The 16,520-nt window shown below is 73.1% G+C and carries 17 protein-coding genes; 10 read left to right on the top strand and 7 right to left on the bottom strand.

Annotated features, from left to right (window positions below):
• Positions 1 to 39: 39 nt before the first annotated feature.
• Complete coding sequence (gene efeO, locus FED44_RS15290; protein WP_138461080.1) at positions 40 to 1,182, bottom strand: iron uptake system protein EfeO; 1,143 nt, start codon at positions 1,180 to 1,182, stop codon at positions 40 to 42.
• Between the two features lie 14 nt (positions 1,183 to 1,196).
• Positions 1,197 to 2,042, bottom strand: coding sequence for an iron uptake transporter permease EfeU (gene efeU / locus FED44_RS15285; RefSeq protein ID WP_111701562.1), 846 nt, complete (start codon positions 2,040 to 2,042; stop codon positions 1,197 to 1,199).
• 253 nt (positions 2,043 to 2,295) lie between these two features.
• Between efeU and FED44_RS15280 the strand changes: the two genes are divergently transcribed.
• On the top strand, positions 2,296 to 3,261 hold the full coding sequence (locus FED44_RS15280) for a hypothetical protein (protein WP_111701563.1): 966 nt from the start codon (positions 2,296 to 2,298) through the stop codon (positions 3,259 to 3,261).
• A gap of 73 nt (positions 3,262 to 3,334) precedes the next feature.
• On the opposite strand, the gene FED44_RS15275 is transcribed toward FED44_RS15280, so the two are convergent.
• Together FED44_RS15275 and FED44_RS15270 are read right to left on the bottom strand one after the other, a co-directional pair.
• The gene (locus FED44_RS15275) at positions 3,335 to 3,601 is read right to left on the bottom strand and encodes a TFIIB-type zinc ribbon-containing protein (protein ID WP_117410188.1); all 267 of its coding nucleotides are present in this window, start codon (positions 3,599 to 3,601) and stop codon (positions 3,335 to 3,337) included.
• A gap of 18 nt (positions 3,602 to 3,619) precedes the next feature.
• On the bottom strand, positions 3,620 to 4,501 hold the full coding sequence (locus tag FED44_RS15270) for a phosphotransferase family protein (RefSeq protein ID WP_244301951.1): 882 nt from the start codon (positions 4,499 to 4,501) through the stop codon (positions 3,620 to 3,622).
• Between the two features lie 23 nt (positions 4,502 to 4,524).
• On the opposite strand from FED44_RS15270, the gene FED44_RS15265 reads away from it, so the two are divergent.
• On the top strand, positions 4,525 to 5,415 hold the full coding sequence (locus FED44_RS15265) for a TIGR03619 family F420-dependent LLM class oxidoreductase (RefSeq protein WP_117410191.1): 891 nt from the start codon (positions 4,525 to 4,527) through the stop codon (positions 5,413 to 5,415).
• A gap of 76 nt (positions 5,416 to 5,491) precedes the next feature.
• Here FED44_RS15265 and FED44_RS15260 read toward each other — a convergent pair whose 3' ends face one another.
• Positions 5,492 to 6,553 carry an LLM class flavin-dependent oxidoreductase gene (locus FED44_RS15260; RefSeq protein WP_138461079.1) on the bottom strand — a complete coding sequence of 354 codons (1,062 nt, stop codon included), beginning with the start codon at positions 6,551 to 6,553 and terminating at the stop codon, positions 5,492 to 5,494.
• 169 nt (positions 6,554 to 6,722) lie between these two features.
• Here FED44_RS15260 and FED44_RS15255 point away from each other — a divergent pair, with 169 nt between their 5' ends.
• The 4 genes from FED44_RS15255 to FED44_RS15240 are packed head-to-tail and all read left to right on the top strand — an operon-like array spanning position 6,723 to position 8,946.
• On the top strand, positions 6,723 to 7,502 hold the full coding sequence (locus FED44_RS15255) for an HAD-IIA family hydrolase (RefSeq protein ID WP_117410502.1): 780 nt from the start codon (positions 6,723 to 6,725) through the stop codon (positions 7,500 to 7,502).
• 54 nt (positions 7,503 to 7,556) lie between these two features.
• Positions 7,557 to 8,192 carry a hypothetical protein gene (locus FED44_RS15250; protein ID WP_138461078.1) on the top strand — a complete coding sequence of 212 codons (636 nt, stop codon included), beginning with the start codon at positions 7,557 to 7,559 and terminating at the stop codon, positions 8,190 to 8,192.
• A 26-nt stretch (positions 8,193 to 8,218) separates the two neighbouring features.
• The gene (locus FED44_RS15245; protein ID WP_138461077.1) at positions 8,219 to 8,461 is read left to right on the top strand and encodes a hypothetical protein; all 243 of its coding nucleotides are present in this window, start codon (positions 8,219 to 8,221) and stop codon (positions 8,459 to 8,461) included.
• Positions 8,458 to 8,946, top strand: a complete 489-nt coding sequence (locus FED44_RS15240; RefSeq protein WP_117410505.1) for an SRPBCC family protein — start codon at positions 8,458 to 8,460, stop codon at positions 8,944 to 8,946. Before FED44_RS15245 ends, FED44_RS15240 begins: the two co-directional genes overlap by 4 nt.
• 46 nt (positions 8,947 to 8,992) lie before the next feature.
• Here FED44_RS15240 and arfB read toward each other — a convergent pair whose 3' ends face one another.
• A complete protein-coding gene (gene arfB / locus FED44_RS15235; protein ID WP_117410506.1) occupies positions 8,993 to 9,415 on the bottom strand; it encodes an alternative ribosome rescue aminoacyl-tRNA hydrolase ArfB in 423 nt (140 codons plus the stop codon).
• 204 nt (positions 9,416 to 9,619) lie between these two features.
• On the opposite strand from arfB, the gene FED44_RS15230 reads away from it, so the two are divergent.
• Positions 9,620 to 10,453, top strand: coding sequence for a hypothetical protein (locus FED44_RS15230; RefSeq protein WP_138461076.1), 834 nt, complete (start codon positions 9,620 to 9,622; stop codon positions 10,451 to 10,453).
• A gap of 30 nt (positions 10,454 to 10,483) precedes the next feature.
• A complete protein-coding gene (locus FED44_RS15225; protein ID WP_117410508.1) occupies positions 10,484 to 11,074 on the top strand; it encodes an HAD-IA family hydrolase in 591 nt (196 codons plus the stop codon).
• 69 nt (positions 11,075 to 11,143) lie between these two features.
• Here FED44_RS15225 and FED44_RS15220 read toward each other — a convergent pair whose 3' ends face one another.
• Positions 11,144 to 12,610: an MFS transporter gene (locus tag FED44_RS15220; protein ID WP_244301950.1), complete on the bottom strand. Its 1,467-nt coding sequence runs from the start codon at positions 12,608 to 12,610 to the stop codon at positions 11,144 to 11,146.
• 165 nt (positions 12,611 to 12,775) lie between these two features.
• Between FED44_RS15220 and lon the strand changes: the two genes are divergently transcribed.
• Entirely contained in the window at positions 12,776 to 15,136 is a 2,361-nt protein-coding gene (gene lon, locus FED44_RS15215) for an endopeptidase La (RefSeq protein ID WP_138461075.1), read from the top strand.
• Positions 15,137 to 15,568: 432 nt separating this feature from the next.
• Entirely contained in the window at positions 15,569 to 16,513 is a 945-nt protein-coding gene (locus tag FED44_RS15210; protein ID WP_138461074.1) for a methionine ABC transporter ATP-binding protein, read from the top strand.
• The last annotated feature ends 7 nt before the right edge of the window (positions 16,514 to 16,520 follow it).

The following is a 16,520-nucleotide window of genomic DNA, read 5'->3' as shown; positions in this document are numbered from 1 at the left end:
GCCATGCCTTCCGAACCGCCTGCCGGAGCGCCTTCGGGCTCACTTGACCACCACCGCCGCGACCCTGCTGATCGGCTCGGCCAGCGCGTTGATCGCGTCGGACAGCGCCCGCAGGTCGTCCTTGGACAGCTCGGTGTGCAGCTTCCACCCGTCGCCGTCACGGTGCCGGCCGAGCGCCGCCTCCGCGTCGGCGAACTTCGCGTCGAGCGTCTTGACCAGATCGGCGTCGCGCTCCTCCAGGACCGGGCGCAGCGCCTGTACGGCCGCCTTCGAGCCCTGCAGGTTGGCGTCGAAGTCCCACAGGTCCGTGTGCGAGTAGCGGTCCTCCTCGCCGGTGATCTTGCCGGTGGCCACCTCGTCCAGCAGCCCCTTGGCGCCGTTGGCGAGCTGCACGGGGGAGAGGTCGACCGCCGCGGCCTTCGTCACGATCGTGTTCACGTCGGTCATCAGCTTGTCGGCGATCGGGCCGTCGCCGCCGACGTCCTTCTTGACCCACAGGTCCTTCTCGATGCGGTGGAAGCCGGTCCACTCCTCGCCGTCCGGCACGTCGTTCTCCCGCGCGTCGATGGCCGGGTCGAGGTCGCCGAAGACCTCGGCGACGGGCTCGATCCGCTCCCAGTAGGTGCGGGCGACCGGGTAGAGCTCCTTGGCCCCGGCCACGTCGCCGGCCTTGACCGCCTCGGTGAACTCCTTGGTCTTGTCGAGCAGCGTGTCGGACTGGCTCTTGATGTAGCGCTTGTAGCTGGCCACGGCCTCGGCGAGCCCGGCGTCGCCGCTCAGCGGCTTGTGCTCACCGCTGACCTTGAGCGGGCCGCGGATGCCCTTGCCGGTCATCCCGGGCTTGCACGCGGTCTCGTACATGCCGGCGGGGAGTTCCATCACGACCTCGCGGGTCAGTCCGGGCACGATGTTCTCCACCTCGCCCATCACCCGGTCGCCCGGCGCGTACACGTAGAACTCGGTGACCTTCGTGCCGCTGTTGGTGATGGCGAAGGTCGAGGTGCCGGCCGCGAGGTCGGACTTCGCCACCTTGCACTCGGTGTCGGTGGCGGCCACGGCGATCGCGCCGGAGCCGGCCGCGGTCGCCTCGGTGCCGGCACCGGCGCCGGAGCCGGTGGACGAGCAGGCCGTGAGGCCTGCCAGGGCCATGGTCGCGACGGCCAGGACAGTGGGGGTGCGCATCGGGTGGACTCCGGTCACGAAGCGGGCTGGGGAGACTTGGGAGCGGTGCCGGCGGGCGCCTTGACCGAGGGCCGCCGCAGGAACAGGACGAGGACGGGCACGGCGTAGGCGACCCAGGCGACGGTCTCCAGCACGCTCGGCTGCGCGGTGATGTTGAACATGCCGCTCAGCAGCGTCGAGTACCAGGCGCCGGGGTCGAGCAGGCCGCTGATGTCGAAGGCGTACGTGCTCAGACCGGGCAGCAGGCCCGCCTCCTGCAGGTCGTGTACGCCGTACTTGAAGATGCCGGCGGCGACCAGGATCAGCAGCAGGCCGGTCCAGGTGAAGAACTTGGTGAGGTTGATCCGCACCGCGCTGCGGTACAGCCCGTAGCCGAGTGCGACGGAGGTGAGCAGGCCGAGCGTGATGCCGGTGAGCGGGCTCGCGCTGGTGGTCGCGCCCTGGACGGCGGCGAACCACAGCAGGGCGGTCTCCAGCCCCTCGCGGGCGACCGAGAGGAAGGCCACCACGACCACGGCCGCGGAACCGAGCCGCAGGGCGTCGCCGAGCTTCTCGCGCAGGTCGCCCGACATCCGGCGGGCCGCCGTACGCATCCAGAAGATCATGAAGGTGACGAAGACGGTCGCGGCCAGCGAGGCGAAGGCGTCGAACATCTCGTGCTCCCGCGAGCCGAGGTTGGCCGCGGTGAAGGTCAGCAACGCCCCGAACGCCACGGAGAGCGCCACGGCGGCTCCGACACCGGCCCAGACCAGCGGCAGGCGGTCGCCCTTGCCGCTCTTCACGAGGAAGGCCACCAGGATGGAGACGACCAGGGTCGCCTCCAGGCCCTCGCGAAGGCCGATGAGGTAGCTCGCGAACACATCGCCCTCCGGATAGTCGGTAAGCCTTACCTAAGTTAGGTCAGGTTCACCTTAGCGACAAGAGCCCGGACGCGAGTAACCGGGTAGGGCCTTTGTCACCTCAAGGGACCGCTGGGGTGGGCGGGCGCGGCCGTGCCGCACCGTCGTCCGTCCGCGCTCTCAACTCGGCCGGACAGGCGCCGGAGGTCTCGGTTGGCGACCTATGCCCCGAATCGTGTTGACAGGGTCCGCCGACAGGCCGACAGTGTCTCGGGTGATCTTCCCCCGGACCCTCACACGCCCCGTTCCCGGCGTCGTCGCCGTGCTGGCCGCGACCTGCGCGCTCGCCGCCTGCACGGCGCGGCCCGGCGGAACGGGCGGGAACGCCTCCGGCGGGACGGCGGGGCCGTCGGCCGCCGCCTCCTCCACGGAACCGGCGGCGATGACCCCGGAGGCCTACCGGAGCGCGCTCGCCGCCGCCCGCCCCGCGGGCACGACCCTCGCCGCCATCGCCAAGGCGCGGACCTTCAAGTCCCTCCACCAGCGCATCGGGCGGGCGGAGAGCGCCCTGGAGTCCGCGGTGGCGCGGCTCGGGGCCCTGCGGCCTCCCCAGGACGTCGCCCCCGAGCACACCGACTACGTGGCGGCGCTGCGCGCTCTCAACGGCAGGCTCGGCGCACTGGACCAGGACGTGTCGTCGCACGCCCTGTGCAACGGCACGGCCGTGCTGGCCAAGCTCGGGGCGTCGGGCGACTTCACGACCTTCCGGGCGTCCGCGGACGACCTGGCGAAGGCCGGAGACTACCCGGTGGTCGCGCTCAGGCCGCCCGCCCGGCACACCCGCCGCCTCGGCAACGGCACGGTGCTGCTGTCGGCGATCCGCGGCGGCCGGGGCGCACTGACCGTGAAGAACGGCGGATCGCACGACGGCGTCGTCACCCTCGTACGCGGAGGGCGGAAGGCCGTCAGCTTCTATGTGCGCAAGGGGGCGAACGCGAAGCTCGCGAACGTCCGGGACGGGACCTACCGCGTCTACTTCACGACCGGGGCCGACTACGACAGGAGCGCCCGCGCGTTCACCAGGGACTGCGGCTTCTCGAAGTTCGACGATCCGCTGCGGTTCCGCACCGTCTACTCGGCGGGCCGGGTGAGCTGGGACAACTGGACCCTCACCCTCAACACCGTGTTCGGCGGGAACGCCAGCACGAGCGACGTCGACCCCGACGCGTTCCCCATGTGACCGTACGGAGGACGCGAACGAGGCCGCGGCCCGGGTGACCGGGCCGCGGCCTCGTTCGCGACGGGGGTGGTGCTCAGCTGGAGAACAGCATGCCGACCCAGCTGTCACGGCGGTGGCCGTGGTGGCCGTGATGGCCACCGTGGTGGCCGCCCCAGGCGGGGCCTCCGTGCGCCGGCGGCGGGGGAGCGTAGGTCTGCTGGGCCCACTGGGCCTCCATGCGCGTCAGCGTCTCCAGCTCGCCGTAGTCCAGGAAGACGCCGCGGCAGTTGTCACACTGCTCGATGTGGACCCCGTTGCGGTCGAACGTCCGCATCCGGCCACGGCACTTGGGGCACTGCATGTACGAACTCTCCCTCATTCAGGTCCCGGCACGGGCGGCCGCGACGATCCTTTCGCAGGCGGACACCAGGGCCTCGGCGGCGTCGTCGGGTGGTTTCCCGGCTCTCGCCCCCGCGGCCACCGCCGTCGCGGCCAGCTGAACGGTCAACGCCCGGGCCGGCGCGTCGAGTTCCCGCCACGGATCGTCCGCGGACACCGCGGTCCCGCCCGCCGCGAGGTAGGCCGTCAGCAGCCGCTCCCAGTCGTCCGGGGCGAGCAGCCCGGCGGCGAACCAGGCGGCGGGGCGGGCCAGGTCCCAGGCCGGGTCGCCCGCTCCGAGGTCGTCGGGGTCGATCAGCAGCCAGCCGCCGCCGTGCCGGACGATCTGGCCGAGGTGCCAGTCGCCGTGGGTCAGCGCGCCGCCCTCCCGGGCCGGCGGCAGCGTCGCGTACGCCTCCAGGATCGGGGCGGCGACGGGGGCGGGAACACCGGCCGACGCCAGGTCGGCCATGGCCCGCGGCAGCCGCGACGGGCCCCCGGCGGGCGGCAGGCCCGCGGGGACCGGCCGGGCGTGCAGCAGCGCGAGCAGCCGGCCGCCCTCCTCCCACGGCGTCGTCCCCGCCTCCACGTCGTCCATGGTCAGCGGCTCGCCGGCGGGCCAGATCGTCACCAGGCGGCCGTCCAGCCGTTCGAGGCCGAGCGGGGCGAGCATGATGCCGTCGAGGGCGCGGGCCGCGTCGAGCCGGGCGCGCAGGGCCCTCTCGTCGGTGCCGGGCGGATGCGCCTTGACGACCACGTCGCCGGCCCGGACCACGAGCACCTTGGTCCGCTTGAGAGCCATGGTCTGCTTGAGCACCGTCACCGGCCCGTCGCGCCCCGCCAGCCGGGCCAGCTCGCCGGCCTGTAAGCGATGATCGTCCACGGCGGACACCCTAGTGTGCGGGTATGAGGATTGGATTTGCCGTGCCGGTGTCGGGCTCGTGGGCGACGCCGGAGAACATGAGGCGGATCGCGCGCCGCGCCGACGAGCTCGGCTACCACGGGGTGTGGGCGTTCCAGCGGCTGCTCTACCCGGAGGGCCACGCGATGGGGCCCGTCTACCGCAGTGTGCAGGACCCGGTCGTCGCGCTCGCGTACCTGGCGGGGATCACCGAGCGGGTGCGGCTCGGCGTGGCCGTGCTCAACCTGCCGTTCGTCAGCCCGGTGCTGCTGGCCAAGCAGCTCTCGACCCTGCAGCAGGTGTCCGGCGGCAGGCTCGACGTGGGCCTCGGGCTGGGCTGGCTGCCGGAGGAGTTCACCGCGTCCGGCGTGCCGATGGAGCGGCGGGGCAGGCGCGCGGAGGAGTACGTCGGCCTGCTGCGGCGGCTGTGGACCGAGGACGTCGTCGAGCACAGGGGCGAGTTCTACGAGGTGCCGCGCTCCCACCAGGACCCCCGGCCCGCCACGCCGCCGCCCGTCCTGCTGGGCGGCACCGCGCGGGTGGCGCTGGAGCGCGCCGGGCGGATCGCCGACGGCTGGATCAGCTCCAGCCGCGCCGACCTCGGCACCATCGACCAGCAGATCGCCATCGTCAAGGAGGCGGCCCGGGGGGCCGGACGCGACCCGGACGCGCTGCGGTTCGTCGTGCGCGGCGTCACCCGCGTCCGCCCGGCGGACGAGGGCCCGCTGACCGGGTCGTACGACAAGATCCGGCGGGACGTGGAGGAGCTCGCGGCCAGGGGCGTGACCGAGGTGTTCCACGACCTCAACTTCGACCCCGAGATCGGTGACCCCGAGGCCGACCCCGGAGAGTCCCTGCGCCGCGCGGAGGAGGCCCTCGACGCCCTCGCCCCGTAGCGCCCGCCCGCCCGCTGTGCGCGGGCCCGGGCGGACGCGTCGCGCGCCACCGCCCGGTCCACGCGGCGGCCGGGCGCTAGACCATGCCGTACGCGCGGGCGACGAGTTCGTGGGAGCGCAGCCGGGCCGGGGCGCCGTGGACCATCGTGGTGATCATGAGCTCGTCGGCCCCGGTGCGCTTGCGCAGTTCCTCCAGCCCGGCCCGCACGGTCTCGGCGTCGCCGTGCACGACGGTCGCCAGCCGGTCGCGGACGAACTCCCGCTCGATCGGGGTGTACGGATAGGCCAGCGCCTCCTCGGGGGTCGGCATCCGGCCGGGCCGGCCGTGGCGCATCCGCAGCCACGACAGCGCGCCCGGCATGACCTGGCGCAGCGCCTCCTCCTCGGTGTCGGCGGCGACCGCCGCCACCCCGATCAGCGCGTACGGGCGGTCGAGCACCTCGGAGGGGCGGAAGGAGGAACGGTAGAGGTCGAGCGCGGGCTCGGTGTTGGCCGCGCTGAAGTGGTGGGCGAAGGCGAACGGCAGCCCCAGCAGACCGGCCAGCCTGGCGCTGAACCCGCTGGAGCCGAGCAGCCAGATCGGCGGCCGGCCCGTGTCCGCCGAGTCGGGGCCGCCCGGCACGGCCCGGATCCTCTCGTACGGGTGGCCGGGCGGGAACGAGCCGTCGAGGAACCCGGTCAGCTCGGCCACCTGCCGGGGGAAGTCGTCGGGGTCCACCTCGGCGGAGCGGCGCAGGGCGTTCGCCGTCGCCATGTCGGTGCCCGGGGCGCGGCCGAGGCCGAGGTCGATGCGGCCGGGGTGCAGTGCGTGCAGCGTGCCGAACTGCTCGGCGATCACCAGCGGGGCGTGGTTGGGCAGCATCACGCCGCCCGACCCGATCCGGATCGTCCGGGTGGCCGCCGCGAGATGCGCGATGAGCACGGCCGGGGAGGAGCTCGCCACCCCGGGCATGCCGTGGTGCTCGGCGACCCAGATGCGGTGATAACCCCATTCCTCGGCCCGCCGGGCCAGCTCGGTGGCGTCACGCAGCGACTCGGTGGCTGTCTGGCCCTCGCCGACGGTCGCGAGCTCCAGGATCGACAGCGGCACTCCGGCCGTTCCGCGCGGCACGCCGCGGATCTCGTCCTCGCCGCTCATGCCACTCCCTCGCCTCGCGCTTCGGGACCGCGTGGGCCGGTCAGGCCGTGTGTGCCGTCCTGCCTGTTTCGCTCGCTCATGTTCGGCCCAACCTGAGGTCGCATCCGGATATTTCCGGGTGTCTGGCGAAATGTGCTTCGATGCCCCGCCACCTGCCATGCTTGGACGCATGAGCGAGCGAAAGCCCATTGAGTCGTGGTTGTCTGATATGGATGGCGTGCTGGTCCACGAGGGCCAGCCGGTGCCGGGGGCCGACGAGTTCATCAGGCGGCTGAAGGAGTCGGGGAAGAGGTTCCTCGTCCTCACCAACAACTCGATCTACACCGCCCGCGACCTGTCCGTACGGCTGCGCGCGGCGGGGCTGGACGTGCCCGCCGAGTCGATCTGGACCTCCGCGCTGGCCACCGCCAAGTTCCTGGCCGACCAGCGGCCCGAGGGCTCGGCGTACGTCATCGGTGAGGCGGGGCTGACCACGGCCCTGCACGAGGTCGGCTACGTGCTGACCGACCTCGACCCCGACTACGTGGTGCTGGGCGAGACCCGCACCTACAGCTTCACGTCGATAACCCGGGCGATCCGGCTGATCGACAACGGCGCCCGGTTCATCGCGACCAACCCCGACCCCATCGGCCCCTCGACCGAGGGCTCGCTCCCGGCCTGCGGCGCGGTCGCGGCGATGATCACCAAGGCGACCGGGGTCGAGCCGTACTTCGTCGGCAAGCCGAACCCGATGATGATGCGCAGCGCGCTCAACCAGATCGACGCGCACAGCGAGAGCACCGCCATGATCGGCGACCGCATGGACACCGACGTGGTCTGCGGCATCGAGGCGGGCCTGAACACGATCCTGGTGCTCACCGGCGTCACGCAGAAGGACCAGATCGACCGGTACCCGTTCCGGCCGACCCAGGTGGTCAACTCCGTGGCCGACCTCATCGACCTCGTCTGAGCCGGCCGGGAGAACCTGACAGGGGCCGGCAGGTATGGCTGCCATGCTGGCCCCATGAACCACCGTGTCTATCTGGAGATCGGGCCCAAGAAGGTCTTCGCCTGCTCGGCCGACTGGCCGGGCTGGTGCCGCATCGGCAGGACCGAGGAGGCCGCGATCGGGACCCTCGCGGACTACGCGCCGCGCTACCGCGTGATCGCCGAGCGGGCCGGGCTGGAGTTCTCGCCGGGGGACCCGGAGGTCGTCGAGCGGGTCAAGGGCGACAGGACCACAGACTTCGGCGCGATCTCCGCGATCCCCGGCCTCGACCGGGAGCCGGTGGACGCGCCGGAGGCCGTACGCACGGTCGCCCTCGCCCGGGCGGCGTGGGAGGTCTTCGCCGAGGTGGCCGCGGCGTCCCCGGAGGAACTGCGCAAGGGCCCGAGGGGCGGCGGCAGGGACCGGGACAAGATGGTGGCCCACGTCCGTGAGGCCGAGCGGTCCTATGCCAGGAAGATCGGCGTACGGCACAAGCCGTTCAAGGACACGGCCGGCCTGACCGCCATGCGTGACGACATCGCCCGCGTCCTGTCGCGGCCGTCGGACGGCGGGCCGCTCGCCGAGGGCGGATGGCCGGCCCGCTACGCCGCCCGCCGGATCGTCTGGCACGTGATCGACCACATCTGGGAGATGGAGGACCGGAGGGTCTGATCTTATCTGGATGGTAACTTGTTACCATGGTAACAGTAGAGCGGGCCCAGACCGGCCTCCGCATCGAGCGCAACACGCTGAAGGTGCTCAAGGGCCTGGCCGAATACCTGGACATCTCCCTCGGTGACCTCGTGGAGGGGATCGTCCTGCACGCCTTCGAGGGCAGGCCGCCGTTCGGGCCGGAGACCCTCACCAAGATCGAGCAGCTCAGAGAGGTCTACGGCCTGACGCTCACGGCCGCCGACGCCCACCTGCTGGAGGAGAGGTGAGCGCCGCGCCGCGGCGCCGCCGCCTCACCGGCGGCCTGCGGGTCGCGCTCCCGCCGGCCGAGGCGTTCCGGCTCTTCACGCCGTACGGCGAACGGGAGTGGGTCGAGGGCTGGGAGCCGCGCTTCCCCGAGGGGGTCGCGGACGACACGGCGCCGGGAACGGTCTTCCAGACCGGCGCGGACGGCGCGGCCACCACCTGGATCGTCCTGCACCGCGCCCATGACCCCCACGAGCCCGGCTCGTCGGTCTCCTACGCCCGGGTGCGCGAGGGAGTCCACGCCGGGACGGTCGGCGTCGTGCTCGCGCCGGACGGGAGCGGGCACAGCGACGTGACGGTCACCTACGACCTCACTCCGCTGACCGTCGCGGCCGAGGCCGAACTGGCCGGGTTCGCGGACGGCTACCCCGCGTTCCTGCGCTCCTGGGAGGAGGCCATCGCCGCCCACCTCGCCCGTACGGCGGAGACGCCCCGAGGGCACCGGTAGAGGCGCGGCCGGCGCCGTGGCCCCGGCCGGGTGCCCGCCGGTCGGCTCAGTCCGCCGTACGGCGCAGGCGCTTGAGGTCGGAGCGCTGTTTCTTGGCCGCCAGGCGGCGCTCGACCGCGCCCCTGGAGGGCTTGGTGGAACGGCGCCGCTTCGGCGGCGGCGCGATCGCGTCGCGGAGCAGCGCGGCCAGCCGTTCCCGCGCCGCCTCGCGGTTGCGCAACTGCGACCGGTGCTCCGAGGCCGTCACCGTGATCACACCGTCGACCAGCCGGGGAGCGAGCCGTTCGAGCGCGCGGGTCCGGAGCGCCGGGCCGAGGGCCGTCGTGCGCGCGACGTCGAAGCCCAGCTCGACCCGGCTGTCGGTGGTGTTGACGCCCTGGCCGCCCGGGCCGGACGAGCGGGAGAAACGCCAGGTCAGCTCGGCCTCGGGCACGACGATCGAGCCGCGGACGTGCAACGGGCCTGGCATGGCGAGTCCTCTTCGGTCGGACGGACGGGGCGAACAGGGGAGACGAATGGACCGGACGAACAACTTATCCACGTAGATACCACCGGCGCGCGTCATTTATCGCCGTAAACGCGGCTTGTGGTTGTCGCGGTCCAGCACCTCGTGCACAGTGACGTCCGGAAAACCGGGACCTCCGGAAACCGGGCGACATTGTGGGGCGGGAGCATGACCTCGATCGTCGGCGTGCACGGCATAGGCAAGTACCACTACTACGAGGACGCCGGCGGATCGGCGGACGGTGCCGCCGCGGCCGTGCGGGCCAAGTGGAACGCCTACCTGCACCAGGGACTGGGCGGCCGGACGGGCGGCGCCGGCGACTACTTCACCGAGATCGCCTACTACGCCCACCATCTCCACAGCGGCCCGCCCCGGCCGGTCCGGCAGATGGGCACACCCTCGAAGCTGGTCTTCGCCGACTGGGCCGCCCAGCTCGGCGGCCCGTTCCGGGACGCGGCGGGGGAGTCGCTGACCGGCGTCGCGCACCTGCTGGCCGAGTGGCTGCTGGCGAGGCTCGGCCCCGCGGCGGTGCGCTTCGCGCAGGACTTCTGCCCGGAGGTGGCCACCTACCTCGGCGGCGGCGCCCCGCGCGTACGGGCCCGCGACACGGTGGCCGACGTCATCCGCCGGCGCCGGCCCCGGGCGGTCGTCGCGCACTCCCTCGGCAGCGTGGTCACGTACGAGGCGCTGTGGGCCCATCCCGACCTGTCCGTCGACCTGCTGGTCACGCTGGGCAGCCCGCTCGGCATGCGCCGCGTCGTGTTCGACCGGCTCGCCCCCGTGCCGGTCCGGGGCCGGGGAGCGCGCCCGCCGGGCGTGCGCCGCTGGATCAACATCGCCGACAAGGACGACATCGCCGCTATCCCGGCCGCGCTGGCGTCGTGCTTCGACGGGGTCGAGCGGGACGTCTCCTGCGACATCGACTGGCTCGACTTCCACACCGTGCGCAACTACCTGCGCTGCGGGGGCGCCAACGAGTATCTGAAGCCCTTCGTGACCTGAGTCGCGCACACGCGTTATGATCGTACGACCATGAAGACTGTGCTTTTCGACTACGGCAACGTCGTCTCCCTCCCCCAGGCCCCCGAGGACGTCGCCCGCCTGGCCTCGTACGTCACAGGGGCCGAGCCCGGGTTCGAAGACCGCTACTGGGAGGTGCGGCTCGACTTCGACCGGGGTTCGCTCGACCCGGCCGCGTACTGGTCCCACGTGTACGGCAGGCCGATGGACGGCGCCGGCCTGGACGAGGTCGTCGCCCTCGACGTGGCGAGCTGGTCGCGGCCCAACGAGGAGACGGTGGCGATCGTCGACGAGCTGGCCAAGGTCGGGGTGCCGATGGCGCTGCTGTCCAACATGCCGGTCTGCGTCGCCGAGGGCATCGACGCGCTGCCGTTCATGCGGCCGATCGGCCCGCGTTTCTACAGCGGCCGGATGGGCCTGGTGAAGCCGGAGGCGGAGATCTTCCATGAGACGGTGGCCTGGCTCGGGGTCGCCCCCGGCGACCTCGTCTTCGTGGACGACCGGCTGGAGAACGTCGCGGCGGCCGAGGGGGCGGGGCTCGCCGCCGTCCACTTCCGCGACGCCGCCGCGCTCCGTGAGGACCTGAAGACGCTTCTCGGCTGAGCGCGCGGCCGCTCCGCGACCGTCTCCGGCCACCCGCGCACGGGGCGCGGGGGCGCGTGAACGCCCGGGTCAGGTGCCCGAACTCGCCGGAGGGCGGGAGCCGAGCGGCGAAGCCTCGCCGGGGAGTTCGGGCGGGGGCGGCCCGCCCGCCTGGGCGGCGAGGATGTTCGTCCTGATCGTGACGAAGGCGACGGCCGCCGCGACGGCCATCATGACCGCGCAGACCAGCATCGACGTGTGGAACCCCCGGGTGAACGCGGCGGGCGACTCGTAGGCGTCGCCCGTCAGCCCCACGAGCGGCGGCACGGCGGCGACGGCCAGCAGCCCGCCCGTCCTGGCCAGGGCGTTGTTGACCCCGCTCGCGACGCCGGCGTAGCGCTCCTCCGCCGTGGCGAGCACCGTCGCGGTGAGGGGAGCGACGGCGGCGGACAGGCCGAGCCCGAAGACGCACGCCGCGGGCAGCACGTCGGCCAGGTAGGACGCGCCGGGGCCGATGCGGCTCATGAGCAGCAGCCCGGCCGCGCACAGCAGGATCCCTCCCGTCATGGGCAGGCGCGGGCCGATCCTCCCCGCCAGGTCGCCGGCCCGGGACGACAGCAGCAGCATGAGGATGGTGACCGGGAGCATCGCCGACCCGGCGGCGATGGGTGACATCCCGGCCGACACCTGGAGCTGGACGACCAGGAGGAAGAACACCAGTCCCATCGCCGCGTACATGACCAGCGTGACGACGTTGACGGCGGTGAACTCCCGCGAGGCGAACACCCCCACGGGGACGAGCGATCGGGGAGAGCGCCGGATCTCCACCACCACGAAGCAGATGGACAAGGCGATTCCGGCGGACAGCGGCACCAGCCCGTCGCCCGCCAGGATCAGGCCGTACGTCAGGCCGGCCAGGGCGGGGGCGGCGAGGACGGTCCCGAGCACGTCGAAGCGGCCGTGCGGCCCGGCGTCCCTGGTCTCGGGCACGTGCCGGGCGGCGACGCCGACCACGACGGCCGCGAGCGGCAGGTTGAGCAGGAACACCCACCGCCAGCCGGCCGCCTCGACGAGCCACCCGCCGAGCAGCGGCCCGACGGCGGCGGCCACGCCGCCCAGCCCCGACCAGGCGCCGACGGCGCGGGGCCGGTCGTCCGGCGCGTAGCTCGCCTGGATGATCGCGAGGCTGCCGGGGATCAGCAGGGCCGCCCCGATGCCCTGGAGCGCGCGGGCGAGCACGAGCACCGGGGCGTTCGGCGCGATCCCGCAGAGGGCGGAGGCCAGGGCGAACCACACCACCCCGACGACGAAGATCTTGCGCCGGCCGAGCCGGTCGCCCAGCGACCCGCCCAGCAGGATCAGCGCGGCCATCGTGAGTGTGTAGCCGTTCACGGTCCACTGCAGGCCGGACATCCCGGCGTCGAGGTCGCGCCCGAGGGCGGGGAGGGCCACGTTGACCACGGTGCCGTCGAGGGTCGCCAGGGACGACCCGAGGACCGTGGTGAGCAGCACCCACCGGCCCGTCGCCGAGCGGAGTCGGATATGCCCGGATTCCATGCACGCCATCATGCGCCATCCGGAGGGGTGGACGCGTCGCGGCATCGGGGGGAATCATGCGGTGATTACACGATTACGATCGCTCACAGCGAACTGACGCAGAACAGGGAACAGGGACGGGCTCGTGTTAGTTGAGTCGGCATAACTCAACCCATTGGAGTGCTGATGTCCCAGGTCCTTCCCGTCCTCCCGCTCGATGACGAGGTCGTCCTGCCCGGCATGGTCGTTCCCCTTGACCTGTCGGCCTCCGAGGTCCGCGCGGCCATCGACGCCGCCCGGGCCGGTGGAGAGAGCACGGTCCTGCTGGTGCCTCGCGTCGACGGCCGCTACGGCCCGGTGGGGGTGAGCGCCGTCGTGGAACAGGTCGGACGGCTGCCGGGCGGCGAGCCCGCGGCCGTCGTGCGCGGCGTGCACCGCATGCGCGTCGGCACCGGCACCACCGGCCCCGGCGCGGCGCTGTGGGTCGAGGCGACGGTGCTGGAGCCGGTCGCCGCCGGGCCGAGGGCCGGTGAGCTGGCCAAGGAGTACAAGGCCCTGACCACCACGATCCTGCAGAAGCGGGGCGCGTGGCAGGTCGTCGACGCCGTCAACCAGATCACCGACCCCGCCGTCCTCGCCGACAGCTCGGGGTACGCCCCCTGGCTGACCATCCAGCAGAAGCTGCTGCTGCTGGAGATCGCCGACCCCGCGGAGCGTCTCGACAAGCTCGTCGGGTGGGCCCGCGACCACCTCGCCGAGATGGACGTCGCGGAGACCATCCGCAAGGACGTCCAGGAGGGCATGGAGAAGCAGCAGCGCGAGTTCCTGCTGCGCCAGCAGCTCGCCGCCGTACGCAAGGAGCTGGGCGAGCTGAGCGGCGACCCCTCCGACGAGGAGGAGGACTACCGGGCCCGCATCGAGGCCGCCGACCTGCCCGAGAAGGTCCGGGAGGCGGCGCTCAAGGAGGTCGCCAAGCTGGAGCGCACCTCCGACCAGTCGCCCGAGACCGGCTGGATCCGCACCTGGCTCGACACGGTGCTGGACGTCCCGTGGAACGTCCACACGACCGACTCCTACGACATCGCGGGCGCCCGCGCGGTGCTCGACGCCGACCACACCGGCCTCGACGACGTGAAGGACCGCATCGTGGAGTACCTCGCGGTCCGTAAGCGCCGGGCCGACCAGGGCCTCGGCGTGGTCGGCGGGCGCCGCAGCGGCGCCGTGCTCGCGCTGGCCGGTCCTCCCGGGGTCGGCAAGACCTCTCTCGGCGAGTCGGTCGCCCGCGCCATGGGCAGGAAGTTCGTCCGGGTCGCCCTGGGCGGCGTGCGCGACGAGGCGGAGATCCGCGGCCACCGGCGCACGTACGTCGGGGCGCTGCCGGGCCGCATCGTCCGGGCCATCCGCGAGGCGGGCTCGATGAACCCCGTCGTGCTGCTGGACGAGATCGACAAGGTCGGCGCGGACTACCGGGGCGACCCGACGGCCGCGCTTCTGGAGGTGCTCGACCCGGCGCAGAACCACACCTTCCGCGACCACTACCTGGAGGTCGAGCTCGACCTCAGCGACGTGCTGTTCCTCGCGACGGCCAACGTCCTGGAGCAGGTGCCCGGGCCGCTGCTCGACCGGATGGAGCTCGTCACGCTGGACGGCTACACCGAGGACGAGAAGGTCGCCATCGCCCGCGACCACCTGCTGCCGCGCCAGCTGGAGAAGGCGGGTCTCACCACCGCCGACGTGACGGTGGAGGAGGGGGCGCTGCGCCGCCTGGCGGGCGAGTACACCCGCGAGGCCGGCGTCCGGTCGCTGGAGCGGTCGATCGCCCGCGTTCTGCGCCGGGTGACGGCGAAGGTCGCCCTCGGCGAGACGGAGCTGCCGGTGACGGTCGCCCCCGATGACCTGGTCGCCTACCTGGGCCGGCCGCGGCACGTGCCCGAGTCGTCCCTGCCGGAGGCCCGCCAGCGTACGGCGGTGCCGGGCGTGGCCACGGGCCTCGCGGTGACCGGCGCGGGCGGCGACGTCCTCTACGTCGAGGCGTCGCTGGCCGACCCCGAGACCGGCGCGACCGGCGTCACGCTCACCGGGCAGCTCGGCGACGTGATGAAGGAGTCGGCGCAGATCGCGCTGTCCTTCCTGCGGTCGCGCGGCGCGGAGCTGGAGCTGCCGGTCGGGTCGCTCAGGGACCGATCGGTGCACATCCACGTGCCCGCGGGCGCGGTGCCGAAGGACGGCCCGTCGGCGGGTGTCACGATGACCACGGCCCTGGCCTCCCTGCTCTCGGGCCGCCCGGTCCGCGGCGACGTGGCGATGACCGGCGAGGTGTCCCTGACCGGCAGGGTGCTGCCGATCGGCGGGGTCAAGCAGAAGCTGCTGGCCGCCCACCGGGCCGGGATCACCACCGTGCTCATCCCCGCGCGCAACGAGCCCGACCTGGACGACGTGCCGGCCGAGGTGCTGGCCGACCTCACCGTCCACGCGGTGAGCGACGTCCGCGAGGTCCTCGACCTGGCGCTGACCCCCGCGACGGTCACGCGGCAGGCCGTCGCCTGACCGCCGGCTGACCGTCGCAGGGCCGTCGCAGGGCCGGTATCGGCATCGGGTGCCCGGAGCGCTGCCGGTGAGCGCGGCGGCGCCGCCCGGAGGTTCCTGCGCATGGGGGTTCCTGCGTATGGCGGTTGCCCGCGCAAGGCCCGCGTCCCCGTCCCGGGGCGCGGGCCTTGTCATGTGACAAAGGGCACATTCCAGGTCTGGAATACCGGAAGGCTCACAGGTGGTTTCAGCTGGTCGTGAGCGTACCGAACCTGATGAACCCGCCTCGACGCGAGTGTCCCGCGGGCTGAGCCCCTGGTCCTCCCGCCCCTCCCGCGAAGGCGCACACCCGATGACGCTCTCCTCGCCGTCCGACCCGGCCCCGCTCCGGATCGGGCGCCCGCCCTTCCCGACCGGCACGCAGCAGCCGTACGCGTTCTCCGGAGACAGCAAGTGATCACGGTTACCGGCCTGCGCAAGGCCTACGGCGACGTCGTCGCGCTCGACGGCGTCGACCTGCACGTCGGCAGGGGAAAGGTCTTCGGCGTGCTCGGACGCAGCGGCGCCGGCAAGAGCACCCTGCTGCGCTGCGTCAACCTGCTCGAACGCCCCGACGAGGGCGTGGTGACCGTCGACGGGCACGAGCTGACCACCCTCGGCGCGGCCGACCTGCGCCGCGCCCGGCAGCGCATCGGCATGATCCACCAGCACTTCGCGCTGCTGTCGTCGCGCACGGTGGCGGGCAACGTGGCCTTCCCGCTGGAGGTCATGGGCGTCGGCCGGGCCGCCCGGGCCCGGCGGGTCGCGGAGCTGCTCGACCTCGTGGGCCTGGCCGACCGCGCGGGGGCCTACCCCGCGCAGCTGTCCGGCGGGCAGAAGCAGCGGGTCGGCATCGCGCGGGCGCTCGCGGCCGAGCCGTCGGTGCTGCTGTCGGACGAGGCCACCTCCGCGCTCGATCCCGCCACGACCCAGTCGATCCTGGCCCTGCTCCGGCGGCTCAACCGGGAGCTGGGGCTGACGATCCTGCTCATCACCCATGAGATGGACGTCATCAAGGCCGTCTGCGACTCCGCGGCGATCATGAGTGACGGGCGGATCGCGGAGGCGGGCTCCCTGCCCGGCCTGCTCGCCACCCCCGGATCGCGGCTGGCGGCCGAGCTGTTCCCGCTGCCGGCCGCCGAGCCCGGCACCGTGACGGTCGCCCTCGCCGCGGACGAGACCCTGCTGTCGCGTCTCGCGCGCACGTACGACGTGGACGTCGCCGTCGTGGGCGGCGCGGTCGAGCAGGTGGCGGGGGCTCCGGCGGGCCGGCTGCGGCTGCGGATCACCGGAGCCGGTGCGGCGGCCGCCCTCGCCGGCCTGCGTGAGCGCGGCCTGCTGGTGGAGGAGGCCGCGTGACCTGGTC

It is taken from the genome of Microbispora triticiradicis (assembly GCF_005864065.1).
Taxonomy (GTDB): Bacteria; Actinomycetota; Actinomycetes; order Streptosporangiales; family Streptosporangiaceae; genus Microbispora; species Microbispora triticiradicis.
The sequence above is the reverse complement of the archived record's forward strand: the minus strand, read 5'-3'. Positions and strand labels throughout refer to the sequence as shown.

What these genes read in the sequence shown, in the direction of transcription:
- efeO (WP_138461080.1), bottom strand. Translation starts at nt 1,182, where the DNA reads ATGCGCACCCCCACTGTCCTGGCCGTCGCGACCATGGCCCTGGCAGGC.
- FED44_RS15275 (WP_117410188.1), bottom strand. Translation starts at nt 3,601, where the DNA reads ATGCAGTGCCCCAAGTGCCGTGGCCGGATGCGGACGTTCGACCGCAAC.
- FED44_RS15265 (WP_117410191.1), top strand. Translation starts at nt 4,525, where the DNA reads ATGAGGATTGGATTTGCCGTGCCGGTGTCGGGCTCGTGGGCGACGCCG.
- FED44_RS15260 (WP_138461079.1), bottom strand. Translation starts at nt 6,553, where the DNA reads ATGAGCGGCGAGGACGAGATCCGCGGCGTGCCGCGCGGAACGGCCGGA.
- FED44_RS15255 (WP_117410502.1), top strand. Translation starts at nt 6,723, where the DNA reads ATGAGCGAGCGAAAGCCCATTGAGTCGTGGTTGTCTGATATGGATGGC.
- FED44_RS15250 (WP_138461078.1), top strand. Translation starts at nt 7,557, where the DNA reads ATGAACCACCGTGTCTATCTGGAGATCGGGCCCAAGAAGGTCTTCGCC.
- FED44_RS15245 (WP_138461077.1), top strand. Translation starts at nt 8,219, where the DNA reads ATGGTAACAGTAGAGCGGGCCCAGACCGGCCTCCGCATCGAGCGCAAC.
- arfB (WP_117410506.1), bottom strand. Translation starts at nt 9,415, where the DNA reads ATGCCAGGCCCGTTGCACGTCCGCGGCTCGATCGTCGTGCCCGAGGCC.
- FED44_RS15230 (WP_138461076.1), top strand. Translation starts at nt 9,620, where the DNA reads ATGACCTCGATCGTCGGCGTGCACGGCATAGGCAAGTACCACTACTAC.
- FED44_RS15225 (WP_117410508.1), top strand. Translation starts at nt 10,484, where the DNA reads ATGAAGACTGTGCTTTTCGACTACGGCAACGTCGTCTCCCTCCCCCAG.
- FED44_RS15220 (WP_244301950.1), bottom strand. Translation starts at nt 12,610, where the DNA reads ATGGAATCCGGGCATATCCGACTCCGCTCGGCGACGGGCCGGTGGGTG.
- lon (WP_138461075.1), top strand. Translation starts at nt 12,776, where the DNA reads ATGTCCCAGGTCCTTCCCGTCCTCCCGCTCGATGACGAGGTCGTCCTG.